Below are 13,673 nucleotides of genomic sequence, written 5' to 3'. Positions count from 1 at the left end.
ATATCATAGAAGGAAATCCTTTTTTTGTCCAGTCATATGTCTCACCCAATGGGTGAAAATCAAAAACTTCTAGAAACCTTGATCTATCAGGGATTCTGGAAGTTTTTTTAGTTATCTATGAATAATTTGGGTGAAAGGAATCAAGACGGAGTTCCATTGTGGTATTTGTGAAAGATTCCTTTTTATCCTAATCCCGTGTCACGTACCGTTCAACCGGATAGTCTGCTGGGTCTAGGTCACCTGTTTTTCCGAGGATGCCCAGGGCTAGTTCTCGGCCGAGTAGGGGGCCGATTGTGAGGCCAGTTGAGCCGAGGCCGCTGACGGTCCAGGTGTTGGGCTGGTCGGGTAGAGGGCCAAAGAAGGGAGAATAGTCGCTGGTATAGGCGCGGATGCCCACGCGCACGCCTGTGGGCTGGTAGTCTGCGATGGCGGGGTAGTAGGGACGCATCTGATCAATTAAGGTTTGGAGGACTTGGCGGTCTTCTGTGAGGTCAAAGCCTTGGTCATTTTCGTGGCTGGCTCCAAGGCTGAGTTTGCCGGCTTTAAAGGGGATCAGATCAGCTTCGCCTTCGGGCATAACGACGGGATGCTTGTCCGTTACTTGGTCGAGCTGGTAGTCCAGGATTTGGCCTTTTTGAGGGCGGACATCAACTTGATAACCGAGGGGCTCGAGGACCTGTCCCAACCATGCTCCAGTAGTCAAGAGAATCTTGTCGTAGGCTTGGCCATCCACCAAGATCTGATCACCCTCCCAAGCTAACTGTACTTCTTTCCGAATAGGCTCCAGGCCTGCGGCCTGGAGCAGTTCTGCGACTAGGACGGCTCCATCCACACGAGCCCCACCACTGGCCCAGAAGGCGCGGTCGAAGCCTGTGAGGCCAGGGAAGCGTTCTTGGACTTGATCGCGTGTCCAGAATTCCAAATCTCCCATGAGGGGGGACTCAGCTTGTTTGGCCAGGGCTCGTTCCATAACCTCATCCAGGTACTCCTCTTTTTTCTTGAGCACCAAGACCCCCGTCTGCTCGTAGGCTTGACTAGTAGAACCCGCTGCAGCTAAGTCCTCCATCAAGCGGGGGTAGAAATCAGCCCCTAGGCGAGCCAGGCGGTACCAGGCCTTGTTGCGGCGGCGGGAAAACCAGGGGCTGATAATGCCCGCGGCGGCCTTGCTGGCCTGACCGACTCCGTGATCATAGACAGTCACTTCCACTCCCTCTTCTTGGCTGAGGTAAAAAACTGCGGTGGCACCGACGATGCCGGCGCCGATGATGGCTACTTTTGTCATTACTTTCCTCCTAAAAAGGTTTGGCCCTAGGGCCAAACCTTTTCCTATTTTTCTGTTTCTTCTTGGTAACCTGCGGGAACTGCAGCCACCTTAGGAAGGGTTTTAAGGGGCTGGTCTGCCACCTCTAGCTCTTCCTCTACATCGATGTCAATCACGATTTCTTGATCCGGTGTTACGGCTTTTTTCACCTTTTCAACCACTTCTTCCTTGCTACCGAACTTTTCAGTCAAAGTTTCAACTTGTTTTTCAGAAAAAGCTTTCACATCATTCATCACCGATTGGACAGTGATGTCACCAGATTGAACTGCCGCCTTGAAATCATCGTAGCGTTGGCTAACATTTTGGCCTAAATCGGTCGCCGCTTGGCTAACCTTTTCTTTGGTTGTTTCTGGGTCCGCTTGGTAATCCGCATACCAATCTTTAGCTTGTTTGGCTACTTCTTGTCCTTTTTTACTTTGGACAAAAAGGGCTGCGGCTGCACCGGTTACGGCTCCTAATAAAAGAGATGACAATTTGCTCATGGTTATTTACCTGCTTTCTTTTTTGATCCGAGTCCCGAAAGGGCTGTGCTCAAGAGAGTCCGACTAAGGGCCGAACGCACTCCACCACCTGTTGTAACAGCCTTATCACTAAGGTTGCGGGCAGAGCTATTCAAATCTGAGACCGTTTCAGAGAGGTCTGCAACAGCGACAAAGAGCGGGTTAATGACTTCCATCTTACCGGCTACATCATCGGTCAGCACGTTGACCTTAGCCATTAATTCATTTACCTGATACAGGCTAACATTGGCATCGGTTGTCAACAGTTTAATCGTTCGGTTGGTCTCATCCACCGTTTTTCCCAATTTATGAATAAAGATTGTTAAATAAACAAAGAATACCGCAAGGGCTAGGCCCACGAGGGTAAAGGCAATTTCTACCATAATTTCTCCTTCTGCTAAGCTGCTTGATACCAAGCAAGTTGCTGCTGTTTACGTCGATAAATCCAGAGTCCTAAACCAACCATCACAAGGACCAGGGACAGGACTTGGGAGACCCGTAGAGGCCCTAAGAGCAGACTGTCTGTTCGCAAACCTTCAATAAAGAAACGACCTGTGCCATACCAAATCAGGTAAAAAAGGGCTAGTTCACCTTCTTTAAAGAGGCGAGGTCTGTGACGAAGGCTGATTAGAATCACAAAACCGAGGACTGTCCAGATGGATTCCATCAGGAAGGTCGGCTGGCGATAGGCTCCTTCGATAAACATCTGTTGCTGCATCCAGGTTGGCAGGTAATTCAGATGCTCAACTACTGCCCCATAGGCTTCCTGGTTAGCAAAATTCCCCCAACGGCCGATGGCTTGCGCAATCAGCACACCTGGTGCCACAAGGTCTAAAAAGGTCCAGGCCGATAAAAGATGGCGCCGGGAATACCAGATCAAGAATAAACCACCTGCAATCAGTCCTCCATAGATGGCAATCCCACCATTCCAAATGGCTAGGATTTCTGCTGGATGGGCTTGGTAGTAGGGCCATTGGAAGAAGACATAATAAATCCGCGCACCAATAATCCCAATTGGAAAGCCCCAGAGCACAAAATCCAAGATGAGATCAGGATCCCACCCCTTCCGTTTGGCCTCTCGCATGGAAAGCCAGACCGCCAGGACCAATCCACTGACAATAAACAAGGCATACCAACGAACGGCAAAGGGACCTAGCTCAAAAGCTATCGGGTTCATTGGTCACGCTCCTCATTCTCAGCAATCAAACGGGTCAAACGCTCTTCAAAGGTTTTGGTAGCGTCAAAGCCCATTTCTTTGGCCCGGTAATTCATGGCTGCCGCCTCAATCACCACTGAAATATTACGGCCCGTCTTAACCGGAATCCGAATCCGTGGAATCGCAACCCCATCAATTTCAAATTCTTCTGGATTATTGCCCAGACGGTCAAATTGCTTGGTATTGTCGTAGTTTTCCAAGTAAACACTGAGCTGAACTTGGGAAGAATCTTTTACAGCACTCGCCCCATAAAGACTCATCACATCAATGATGCCAACACCACGAATTTCAAGAAGATGCCGTAAAATCTGCGCCGGCTCACCCCAGAGGGTCATTTCATCCCGAGGATAGATATCGACCCGGTCATCCGCAACCAAACGGTGGCCACGTTTGACCAGTTCTAGAGCAGTCTCGCTTTTCCCAATCCCAGAATCTCCCTGGATCAGCACCCCCATCCCGTAAATATCCATCAGAACGCCATGGACACTGGTGCGTTCAGCCAAGCGGGAGTCCAGATAGCGGGATAACTCAGCCGACAAGCGACTGGTCGCCGTACTCGACCGCAAGATGGCAACCTGATTCTCCTCGGCCACCAACAGTAATTCATCCGGAATATGCAAACCACGCGCAATGATCACCGCAGGCGTCTCATCTCGTAGCATATTTTTGAGAACTTGGTAGCGGTTATGGGCCGTCATATGCCCGAGATAGGACCACTCCTTCATCCCAATCAACTGCACACGCTCAGGGGAATAATAATCAAAATAACCTGTCATTTCCAAACCGGGCCGGGAAATATCCCCGGTTGAGATGGTTTTATCCAAGAGTTCATCTGTACCATAGATATGTTCCAGACGGATCTTTTCCATCACTTCTCTAACTGTGACAGCCATGGCATCCTCCTTTTTCTTTCTGCCCTTATTATAGCATCTCAGGGGATTCATGACAATTTTCCTTTGCCCCCTCATGAAAAAGAAAGGCTGAGCCGCGCCCAGCCTCTGAGACTACCAAGTCCAATCATCCTCTTCAACGACTTGAGCCGTTTTGCGGCGCCGACCGTCTCTATAGGTCACCTCATCGTATTCAAGCAAATCTTCCTTATACGGCAAAATAACAGACAGGAGAATATAGAGGAAGAGCGCAGTTCCTTCCGTTATGAGGAAAAAGATGGCGAACAGCACCCGAGCTAGAGTCGCATCCATCTTGAATTTATCCGCCAACCCGGCTAAGACACCACTAACAATCTTTCCTTTTCGCATTTTATAGTACTTAGTCATACGAATCCCTCACTTTCTACAGCTATTATAGCAAGCCCCTCAGCCCCCATCATCGGCCTTGAGGCCGATTTACCGAATTTTTAAGCGCCCTCCACAAGCACCACAGCGCATTCGTTCCAAATTGATCCGACGCTGGCGCTGAAAAACCTGGCCACACTCTCGGCACATATACTCGTGAACAGTTCTTTGTTTGGGAGGCGGTGCATAGCGGAGTCCATCCACTTCTTTTAAGAGTTTCTTAAAATCAGCATCACCGTGTTTATAACCCTTTTGCTCAAAATAAAGATGGTAATGGGTCAGCTCATGCCGCACAATCTGGCGAAAAAGGGCTTCCCCATATTCCTCCAGGATCCGAGGGGCAAAGTCCAGATGGCCATCGTGGGGGAAAAAGCGCCCACCAGAGGTCCGCAACCGCCGATTCCAAACAGCCTGGTGGCGGAAAGGTTTGCCAAAATCCTCCAAGGAAACAGCTTGCACATACTTAGTCAGATCCACGATCTTCCACCATGGTCAGACTGATACGATTTTGTGGAATCTGAACTTCCAAAACCCAGACCGTCACCAAGTCACCAACTGAAACGACCTGACTAGGATGCTTGACAAAGTTCTTGCTGAGCTGGGTAATGTGAACCAAACCATCTTCGTGGACCCCAATATCGACAAAGGCTCCAAAGTCAACCACATTCCGGACCACACCCTCCAGCTTTTGACCCGGTTTCAAGTCTGAAATATCCAAGACATCCTGGCGCAGCTGTGGCCCTGCAAAAGAATCCCGCAGATCGCGACCGGGTTTAAGCAGGTCTTGCACAATATCCTCCAAGGTTAGGGGTCCCACTCCCAAGATCTCAGCTGTCTCCGCAATCGGCAGGGCAGCCAAGCTTTTCTTAGCTGCAGCATCCAGGTTTTTAATCCCTAGATGAGCCAACAACTCCTTGACAACCCCATAGTTTTCAGGGTGAACCCCCGTTTGATCGAGGACATTTCCTGCATCTGGAATCCGTAAGAAACCAGCTGCCTGTTCAAAGGCCTTGGCTCCAAGGCGCGCAACCTTCTTCAACTCTTGACGAGTCTGGAAGGCTCCGACTTCTTGGCGGTAGGCCACAATATTTTCAGAAATCGTTTTATTAAGACCGGACACATGGCTGAGCAAGGCTGGACTGGCCGTGTTGACATTGACCCCAACCTGGTTCACCACCATTTCCACCACAAAGTCCAACTGTTCACGAAGCTTTTTCTGGCTCACATCGTGCTGGTACTGCCCCACTCCAATCGATTGTGGATCAATCTTCACCAGCTCCGCCAGTGGATCCTGGAGGCGTCGGGCAATCGAGATAGCCGAGCGTTTTTCAACCGGTAGCTCTGGAAACTCCTGCCGTGCCAATTCACTGGCTGAATAAACCGAGGCTCCACTTTCATTGACAATCACATAGGCCACTTCCGGGAAGTCCTTGAGCACCTCCGCCACAAAGGCTTCGCTTTCCCGACTAGCCGTCCCATTGCCAATCGCAATCAACTCCACCTGCCACTCCTGAATCAATTGGCTCAGACGCTCCTTGGCGGCTTCTATCTGCGCCTTGCTAGCCGGTTTCACGGGGTAGATCACCTCTGTTGTCTGGAGATGACCCATCTGATCCACAACAGCCAATTTCGCCCCCGTCCGAAAGGCAGGGTCAAAACCAAGGACCACCTTACCTTTCAACGGAGCTGTTAAAAGCAGGTGCCGCAGATTCTCTGAAAAGAGCTGAATTGCCCCTTCCTCGGCCATTTCTAAAAGCTCAGACCGCACCCGACGTTCCATGGCTGGAAAGAGCCGTTTTTTCAAAGCCTCGTCAACCACCTCCGTCAGGAGCTGGGTTCTCTGAGCAAAACGCGCCAGATAGAAACGCTGCACCTTCTCCACCTGATGGACAAATTTGACCTTGAGCACTCCTAGTTTTTCACCACGATTTAAAGCCAAAATCCGGTGACCCGGAAGGCTAGCCAGACCCTCCGCAAACTCGTAGTAGTTTTGAAAAACCTGCTTGGGATCCTTGTCCGCATCTTTGAGCTGGGCAGTCAGATGGGAATTATCCCGAATCTCCTTGTAGAGCCAAGCCCGCAAACCATGATTTTCCGAAAGAGCTTCAATGGCAATCTCCTTGGCCCCATCAATCACCGCTTGAGGACTTGGGTAGGCCTCAGACACATACTTCTGAGCCTCCGCTTCCAGATTTTCCTGACCCTGGAAAAGTAAACGGGTTACAGGCGACAAACCGGCTTCCTTAGCCAGACTAGCCTTGGTCTGTTTCTTCTCCTTAAAGGGCAGGTAGAGCTCTTCCAGCTCCACCAATTTTTCCGCAGCCTGCAAGGCTGCTTCCAGCTGAGGCGTTAGCTGCCCTTGGTCTTGTAACTTGGCCAAGATAGCTTCCCGTCGCTCATCCAAGGCTGTCAAACTAGCCATTCGGTCAGCAATCGCCTTGATTTCCACTTCATCCAACCCTTTTGTTTTATCCTTCCGATAACGGGCAATAAAGGGAATCGTCGCTCCCTCAGCAAGCAGATCCAGGACGGTCGCAACCTGAGCCTGGGTAATCGTTAATTCTGTAGCAATTTTTGTGATATTTTTATCCATAACTATAAGTATAGCACAGGGAGAGGGCTTGAAGCAGAAAAAATAGTTGAAACCCAGAGTTTCCTCGCGTTCAGGATTGAAAGCCAAAATTAACGGACAAAGAAGACTCATTCTTGGAAAAAGAACAGTATAATAAAAGCATTAAAAAACAGTAGGTGTAATACATGAAAAAACTTTTTATAACCCTAGGCCTCCTCAGCCTTTTCATCTTCCTGATTAAAACCTACTATGACCCCCGAGCAAACCTCATTCACTATTCTGTTTACTATGCGCAAAATCTAGACAACAACCCCAATTATGATCCGGTTATGGTCATGATTGTCGATAATCTCGATTATATCCCCAGACTAGAAGATGACTCGATTCACTATGACTTTGATGGACATTCAACAATTTATAAGGAAAATCCCAAAATATATTTAAATGGATCACCCGAACAATGTGTTGTTTATAAAAATGATGAGCTCTATTATTTTACTGGACAAGGTAAGTTTTCACACTTTAGAATCTTAGGCAGCGACTCAAAATTTGACGATAGCTCAGATCAAAGAAAAATAGAGGCTAAAAAATATGTCACCTAGATCTTGGAGCCCCTGATTGCCATCCAACCCGAGCCTCCTATATACTCTAGCAAAAGTACTGGATCTTTTACTTTGATTGGTGAAACAACTTTGACGCAGTAGCTGATTGGTTTCTTCATTCGCTTTTCAAGCTTAGAAGAAAACCTAATCAGCCTTGCGGGGGTGGGAGTAAAAAGATCCAGTGGATCTTTTTAGCATGAGCCCAAAATTAAGAAAGCGAATTAACTAAATTTTTTCAAAATTAGTTCTGTCCCACTCCCAATGGCTCTTTAACATCACCTACGGCAGACGTTTTCAATAGTGACTTTTTCCGTCATCTATCCTTGGATAGGGCTTTGATAGAACTCCATTTCTCTCTCTACTTGCTGAATATGGTATAATTTTCAAAAACACAGAACATAGAAAGAGGTTCCCTATGCCTGCCAAAGCCATTATTACCATTTTTGGTGCCAGTGGAGATTTAGCCAAACGCAAGCTCTATCCTGCCCTATTTCGTCTGTTCAAAACCGGAAAGCTAGCAGATAATTTTGCGGTTATCGGCGCCTCTCGTCGTCCTTGGTCCAAGGAGGAATACGAAGCGGTTGTTCTTGAATCCATTCAGGATTTAGTGACTGATCCAAGTCAAGCTCAGGACTTTGCGGCTCGTTTTTACTACCAAAGTCACGATGTCACTAGCACCTTGGATTATCAAAATATCCGGGAGCTCCAAAGCCAGCTCAATGATCGCTACCGGGCAGACAACAACAAGCTCTTTTTCCTCTCCATGTCCCCTCGTTTCTTTGGGACCATCGCCAAGCACCTCAAGTCTGAAAACATCATCGACGGCCTTGGCTTTGAGCATTTGATTATCGAGAAGCCTTTTGGCTCCGACCTGGAGTCCGCCTGCCAGCTCAATGAGGAGCTGATGGATTCCTTCCGCGAAGACCAGATTTTCCGAATCGACCATTATTTAGGCAAGGAGATGGTTGAAAATATTTACGCCATCCGCTTTGCCAACCCCATCATCGATCGCATCTGGGATCGCCACTCCATCCATAACATCCAAATTACCCTCGCTGAACAACTAGGCGTTGAAGAACGCGGGGATTATTATGACCAATCCGGTGCCTTGCGGGATATGGTGCAAAACCATGCCCTACAGATTCTATCCCTATTAACCATGGATAAGCCCCACTCCTTCAGCAAGCATGATATCCGGGCTGAAAAAGTCAAGGTCTTCCAATCCTTGAAAAAGCCAGGACCAAAAGAGCTAGCCAACCATTTTATCCGCGGTCAATACACCGCTAGCCAGGACCTACCAGGCTATCGCGAGGAGCCAAAGGTGAATCCAGACTCAATGACGGAAACCTACTTTGCCGGTGTCTTCTTCCTAGACAGCGACCGTTTCCGCAACATCCCTATCTTTATCCGCACCGGCAAACGCCTGGCTGAAAAGGCCACACGAGTGGATATCGTCTTCAAACAAGAAGAGACCATTTTTGCCGAGGATTTAGAACCCAACATTTTAACCCTCTACATCCAACCAGAAGAGGGCATCTCTTTCCAATTTAACCAAAAAATACCAGGCTACGACTTCACAATCCAGCCCCAAGCCATCAGCTCCTTCGACCGGCCTGCCGGACCAGAAGGCTATGAAAAATTGATTTTTGAAGCCCTCCAAAGCAACTCCTCTAACTTCAGCCACTGGCACGAAGTTAAAGCAAGCTGGAAGCTGATTGACAAAATCGAGCACAGCTGGCAAGAAGACCAAAGCCCCCTCCACTTCTACCCAGCCGGCTCCCACGGCCCCGAAGCCGCTGACCAACTCCTGGCTCAGTTTGACGCCAAATGGATTTGGTAGGATATAGATTTCAAGACAAACTTCAAATTGAGGTTTGTCTTTTTTATTGACCTAAAAAAAGAGGTTGTGACAAAAGTCTAACCTCTTTAACTTTGATTAACAAAATGCCTTTGACGCAGTAGTTGATTGAGCCTAACAGCATCGTATGCTGTTAGAGAGTACCAAATCTTTTTTGCGAAGCAAACTCCAATCGTTCGCTTGATAGCGAACATTTCATGTTCGTCCATATCATAGGCTCAGCGAGTCAATTCCTGATTCGCCGAGAGGACTCCGAACCCGACCTAATCAACCTTGCGGGGGTGGGAGTAAAAAGATCCAGTGGATCTTTTTAGCATGAGCCCAAAATTAAGAAAGCGAATTAACTAAATTTTTTCAAATTTAGTTCCGTCCCAATTCCAATTCCTATTGAACGACTCTTACTCCATCTCGGTCACAAACACGCCATCCAATAAGGAGCGCATAAATTGCTCCGAATTAAAATCACCTATGTCGTCGAGTTTTTCACCAAAGCCGATCAGTTTCACCGGAATATCCAATTCCTGGCGAATGGCCAGCACAACTCCTCCACGCGCTGTACCGTCAATCTTGGTCAAGACAATCCCAGTCACAGGTGTAATCTTTGAAAATTCTTTGGCCTGTACCAAGGCGTTTTGACCGGTGGAGGCATCCAAGGCCAAGAGAGTTTCATGAGGGGCCTCGGGAATCACGCGCTTGATGATCCGACCCATTTTCTCCAGCTCAGCCATGAGGTTGTCCTTGTTCTGCAAGCGGCCGGCTGTGTCAACCAAGAGGACATCAACACCTTCGGCTTGGGCCCGTTCCAGGCCATCATAGACAACGCTGGCTGGATCGCTTTTTTCAGGCCCAGTGACGACGGGCACATCCACACGTTTGCCCCATTCAACTAGCTGGGCCACGGCTCCTGCCCGGAAGGTATCGGCTGCGACCAACATGACCTTGCGGCCTTCTTCTTTGTAACGATAGGCTAATTTTCCGATAGAGGTTGTTTTACCAACGCCGTTAACCCCGACAAAAAGCATAACTGTCAGACCCTCTTGGAAATTGATTTCTTCCTCGTAATGGCCATCCTTGTCGTAGATGTCCACTAATTTTTCAATAATCACCCGGCGTAAGTCTTCCGGTTTTTTAGCATTCTCCAAGCGAGCTTCTTGACGTAGATCCTCGGTTAGCTGGGTCGCAACCTGCACACCGACGTCACTGGTGATGAGGAGTTCTTCCAACTCCTCGAAAAATTCCTCGTCCACTGTACGGAAATTGGCGAAAAAGGCGTTGAGGCTTTCCAAGAAACCTGAACGGGTTTTCTGCAAACTCCGATTGTATTTCTCAGCTTCAGTTTCCCGGCGTTTGCGAACTTCTTCCAAGGCATCCTGGAACTGCTCTTCCTCAACCTTGCGGCTAGCTGCATCCAGTTGGGCCCGCATTTGTACATAGTAGTCCGGCAGGGTTTCAGCCGTTACCTTTTCAACCGCAATCTCAGCAGCTTCCACTTCCTCCGACTGTTCAGGCTCAGATGCTTCAATTGGAGTCTCGATTTCCTCGGTTACTTCGATTGACCGCTCCACTTCCTTCAGTTGCTCCGGCTCAGACGCTTCGGCTGGAGCCTCAACTTCCTCGACCGCTTCGACTACTGGCTCTTCTTCCTTCAGTTGCTTCGGCTCAGACGCTTCGGCTGGCGCCTTAACTTCCTCGGTTACTTCGACTACTGGCTCTTCTTGCGGATCTTCTGCTTTCTCAATTCCAAATAGGCGATCAAATAGCCCCATCTTGTTTCTCCTTCAATACATATTCTTCCACTGCTCGGGCAACACCGTCCTGATCATTGGTCCACTCCAAGACCTTCCAGGCCACGTCCTTCAAGGCTGGAACGGCATTGCCCATGGCAACCCCATAGCCAGCCCATTGAACCATCGACAAGTCGTTGGCCTCGTCTCCAAAAGCCATCACCTGGTCCTTGCTCAAGCCCAGCAGAGCTGTTAATTTCTCCAACCCTCTTGCCTTATCCGCCTCTTTTGGCAGCCACTCCAGCAATTGGTCGCGGGACTTAAAGATTCCATATTTTTCAAAAAATGGGGCTGGGATTTGCTGGATTGCCCCATCTAAAGCAGCTGCGTCGTGAGCCGAGATACACTTATTATAAAAGGACTGCTCCTCCAAATCGGCAAAGGAAATCAGCTGGAAATCCAAACTTGGATTGAAGGACTGGTAACGTGAGACAATCGGCCCCTCAAGATTAAAGACGGTCCCCTCCTGAATCACATCCAAAGGCAGATTGAGCTCGCGACTAAGCTGGTAGAGCTCCGCAACTTCTTGGTAACTAAACCGCGCCTCAGCCAAAATTTCACCCGTATTGCGCTGGATCAGACCACCATTAAAGGTAATCGCATACTCCTCCGCCTGACCATCCAAGTCCAACTCCTGCAACAGAAAATCCATGGCTTTCAGAGGCCGCCCCGTGGTCAAAACCACCTTGACCCCTTGCTTACGAGCCGCCGCCAAGGCAGCCTTAGTCCGCGGACTGATTTTCTTCTCACTGGTCAATAAGGTCCCATCTAAATCCAGGGCGATTAAACGAATATCCATCAAACAAGCTCCTCCATATACTTGAGCACAGAACCCTGACTAGCAGGGCCAATCACACGATCGGCAATGGCCTTAATCTCATCCTTGGCATTCTCTGGACAAATAGCCAAACCAGCCAACTCCAGCATCTGCCGATCATTAAGCTGATCTCCAAAAGCCACCAAATCATCCGGATGCCAGTCCTTCATCAACAACAGACGCCCCAGCGCCGCCCCCTTATCAATCCCTGTAGGAACAATATCCAAGGTCTGGTAACCCGTCGTCATAACCGAGTAACCCGGCAAATGCTGAACCAGCCAAGCCACCCCTTCCTGCACCTCCGCTTCCCGCAAATTCAAGGTAACCTTGAAAATCGGCTCCTGCATCTCCTGCAAATCTCCGATCAACTGAATCTGCGGATGATACTCCCGCGCCAACTCCAAATAGTCCGCATCCACCGTCTCCAAGGCATAAACCTCATGCTCCGCCGAAAAAATCAACTGATTCTTATCTACATAAGGACTCGCCACCAAATCCGCAAACAGCTGCTCCACAGTCTCCGCATCCATGGTCCGAGACCAAATCACCTGACCCCGCTCCTCAATAATCGAACCATTCTCACCAATCAAATAGATCCGATCCCGGAAGTCCGCAAACAACTCCCGCATCGACGCAATCCCACGACCAGATGCCGCCGCAAATACAATCCCCAGCTCATCCAAACGATCCAAGAGGCTGGCAAACCGCTCCTGATCAAACTGATGGTTCCCATCTAAAAATGTCCCATCCAAGTCTGTCGCCATTAATCGAAACATACAAGCTACCCCAGTCCTTTTCAAAAATTTCCAAAATATCTCCTTTTATTTTAACACAGAAGCACCAAAAAAGGACCTGTCCGATCGACACGCCCTTGATTATGACCAAAGTCTTAGGAAAGAGGCTGGGACAAAATTCTAGCCTCATTGACTTTGGTTAATAAAATGCCTTTGACGCAGTAGCTGATTGGCCTCTTCGTTCGCTTTTCAAGCTCGGAAGAGGACCTAATCAGCCTTGCGGGGGTGGGACTACGAACTAAATTTTTTCAAATTTAGTTCTGTCCCACTCCCAAACTGTGTACTTAACAGCAGCCTTTGAGCTAATAAATAGGAACCTTTCTTTTACTAAAAAAGACGGGACACAAAAACAGAAGTACTTATTCCCTTGAACAGATAAGTTTGTTAAAAATACCCAGACTAATTAAATCATTTACATTTACTAATCAAGGTACATATTTGTAGAGACGGATTGACTAGACTCCCTGCGAAATTTTTGATAAGGCGACTCGACAGTTTAAGGTCATACCAAAAGAAACCTTGTATATTGGGGATTCCTTTGAAAATGATGTCGAAGGTAAGCACAAAGCCGGTTGGTCCTCTGTCTGGTTCAACCATCGCCACCGACCAGCACCAGCTGGAGGTGAATGCCTCATAGACTTTGAAGTTCATAGCCCCCAAGAACTCCTTGAAGTCATCACTGGATTCTTTTAGGCCAGTCGGCCTAGGAGGAAGACATCCATAACAACTTTTCTCTGATCACTGTAACGCACAAAACCCTTGGAACGATTCATTCCAAGGGTTTTTGATTAATTATTTTCTGACTTATCCTCTCTGATACTAAAATTCATTATTTTTCCCAAATTATTCATACCTCAAACAACTCCGTGTAAATAGCTAAAAAATCATCAGAAATTGCCAAAAAACAATGGCAA

The 13,673-nt window shown here is 48.3% G+C and carries 13 protein-coding genes; 2 read left to right on the top strand and 11 right to left on the bottom strand.

The window, feature by feature from the left end; genetic code table 11:
* Window positions 1-187 precede the first annotated feature (187 nt).
* The 8 genes from N4310_RS04240 to N4310_RS04205 form a co-directional block, all read right to left on the bottom strand.
* Complete coding sequence (locus N4310_RS04240) at window positions 188-1,282, bottom strand: NAD(P)/FAD-dependent oxidoreductase (RefSeq protein ID WP_262092188.1); 1,095 nt, start codon at window positions 1,280-1,282, stop codon at window positions 188-190.
* 44 nt (window positions 1,283-1,326) lie between these two features.
* Entirely contained in the window at window positions 1,327-1,803 is a 477-nt protein-coding gene (locus tag N4310_RS04235) for a YtxH domain-containing protein (RefSeq protein ID WP_262092187.1), read from the bottom strand.
* Window positions 1,804-1,805: 2 nt separating this feature from the next.
* Entirely contained in the window at window positions 1,806-2,204 is a 399-nt protein-coding gene (locus N4310_RS04230; RefSeq protein ID WP_160332322.1) for a DUF948 domain-containing protein, read from the bottom strand.
* A gap of 14 nt (window positions 2,205-2,218) precedes the next feature.
* Window positions 2,219-2,998, bottom strand: coding sequence for a prolipoprotein diacylglyceryl transferase (gene lgt, locus N4310_RS04225; RefSeq protein ID WP_262092186.1), 780 nt, complete (start codon window positions 2,996-2,998; stop codon window positions 2,219-2,221).
* Window positions 2,995-3,930, bottom strand: coding sequence for an HPr(Ser) kinase/phosphatase (gene hprK, locus N4310_RS04220; RefSeq protein WP_160332320.1), 936 nt, complete (start codon window positions 3,928-3,930; stop codon window positions 2,995-2,997). Before hprK ends, lgt begins: the two co-directional genes overlap by 4 nt.
* 111 nt (window positions 3,931-4,041) lie before the next feature.
* The gene (locus N4310_RS04215; protein ID WP_160332319.1) at window positions 4,042-4,314 is read right to left on the bottom strand and encodes a PspC domain-containing protein; all 273 of its coding nucleotides are present in this window, start codon (window positions 4,312-4,314) and stop codon (window positions 4,042-4,044) included.
* 69 nt (window positions 4,315-4,383) lie between these two features.
* Window positions 4,384-4,809, bottom strand: a complete 426-nt coding sequence (locus tag N4310_RS04210; RefSeq protein ID WP_262092185.1) for a SprT family protein — start codon at window positions 4,807-4,809, stop codon at window positions 4,384-4,386.
* Window positions 4,796-6,925, bottom strand: coding sequence for a Tex family protein (locus tag N4310_RS04205; RefSeq protein WP_262092184.1), 2,130 nt, complete (start codon window positions 6,923-6,925; stop codon window positions 4,796-4,798). Before N4310_RS04205 ends, N4310_RS04210 begins: the two co-directional genes overlap by 14 nt.
* A gap of 164 nt (window positions 6,926-7,089) precedes the next feature.
* Here N4310_RS04205 and N4310_RS04200 point away from each other — a divergent pair, with 164 nt between their 5' ends.
* Entirely contained in the window at window positions 7,090-7,506 is a 417-nt protein-coding gene (locus tag N4310_RS04200) for a hypothetical protein (protein ID WP_262092183.1), read from the top strand.
* Between the two features lie 415 nt (window positions 7,507-7,921).
* Window positions 7,922-9,346: a glucose-6-phosphate dehydrogenase gene (gene zwf, locus N4310_RS04195; protein ID WP_262092182.1), complete on the top strand. Its 1,425-nt coding sequence runs from the start codon at window positions 7,922-7,924 to the stop codon at window positions 9,344-9,346.
* 416 nt (window positions 9,347-9,762) lie between these two features.
* On the opposite strand, the gene ftsY is transcribed toward zwf, so the two are convergent.
* From ftsY to N4310_RS04180, 3 genes are read right to left on the bottom strand one after another with little or no spacing between them, the layout of a single operon-like run.
* On the bottom strand, window positions 9,763-11,130 hold the full coding sequence (ftsY, locus tag N4310_RS04190; RefSeq protein WP_262092181.1) for a signal recognition particle-docking protein FtsY: 1,368 nt from the start codon (window positions 11,128-11,130) through the stop codon (window positions 9,763-9,765).
* On the bottom strand, window positions 11,117-11,950 hold the full coding sequence (locus tag N4310_RS04185) for a Cof-type HAD-IIB family hydrolase (RefSeq protein WP_262092180.1): 834 nt from the start codon (window positions 11,948-11,950) through the stop codon (window positions 11,117-11,119). Before N4310_RS04185 ends, ftsY begins: the two co-directional genes overlap by 14 nt.
* Complete coding sequence (locus tag N4310_RS04180) at window positions 11,947-12,741, bottom strand: HAD-IIB family hydrolase (RefSeq protein ID WP_262092179.1); 795 nt, start codon at window positions 12,739-12,741, stop codon at window positions 11,947-11,949. Before N4310_RS04180 ends, N4310_RS04185 begins: the two co-directional genes overlap by 4 nt.
* Window positions 12,742-13,673: the final 932 nt, after the last annotated feature.

It is taken from the genome of Streptococcus danieliae (assembly GCF_025447695.1).
In the GTDB taxonomy this organism is placed as follows: Bacteria; Bacillota; Bacilli; order Lactobacillales; family Streptococcaceae; genus Streptococcus; species Streptococcus danieliae.
This window is presented reverse-complemented; position numbering and strand designations above follow the sequence as displayed.

What these genes read in the sequence shown, in the direction of transcription:
- N4310_RS04235 (WP_262092187.1), bottom strand. Translation starts at nt 1,803, where the DNA reads ATGAGCAAATTGTCATCTCTTTTATTAGGAGCCGTAACCGGTGCAGCC.
- N4310_RS04240 (WP_262092188.1), bottom strand. Translation starts at nt 1,282, where the DNA reads ATGACAAAAGTAGCCATCATCGGCGCCGGCATCGTCGGTGCCACCGCA.
- ftsY (WP_262092181.1), bottom strand. Translation starts at nt 11,130, where the DNA reads ATGGGGCTATTTGATCGCCTATTTGGAATTGAGAAAGCAGAAGATCCG.
- hprK (WP_160332320.1), bottom strand. Translation starts at nt 3,930, where the DNA reads ATGGCTGTCACAGTTAGAGAAGTGATGGAAAAGATCCGTCTGGAACAT.
- N4310_RS04180 (WP_262092179.1), bottom strand. Translation starts at nt 12,741, where the DNA reads ATGTTTCGATTAATGGCGACAGACTTGGATGGGACATTTTTAGATGGG.
- N4310_RS04215 (WP_160332319.1), bottom strand. Translation starts at nt 4,314, where the DNA reads ATGACTAAGTACTATAAAATGCGAAAAGGAAAGATTGTTAGTGGTGTC.
- N4310_RS04200 (WP_262092183.1), top strand. Translation starts at nt 7,090, where the DNA reads ATGAAAAAACTTTTTATAACCCTAGGCCTCCTCAGCCTTTTCATCTTC.
- N4310_RS04230 (WP_160332322.1), bottom strand. Translation starts at nt 2,204, where the DNA reads ATGGTAGAAATTGCCTTTACCCTCGTGGGCCTAGCCCTTGCGGTATTC.
- N4310_RS04205 (WP_262092184.1), bottom strand. Translation starts at nt 6,925, where the DNA reads ATGGATAAAAATATCACAAAAATTGCTACAGAATTAACGATTACCCAG.
- lgt (WP_262092186.1), bottom strand. Translation starts at nt 2,998, where the DNA reads ATGAACCCGATAGCTTTTGAGCTAGGTCCCTTTGCCGTTCGTTGGTAT.
- zwf (WP_262092182.1), top strand. Translation starts at nt 7,922, where the DNA reads ATGCCTGCCAAAGCCATTATTACCATTTTTGGTGCCAGTGGAGATTTA.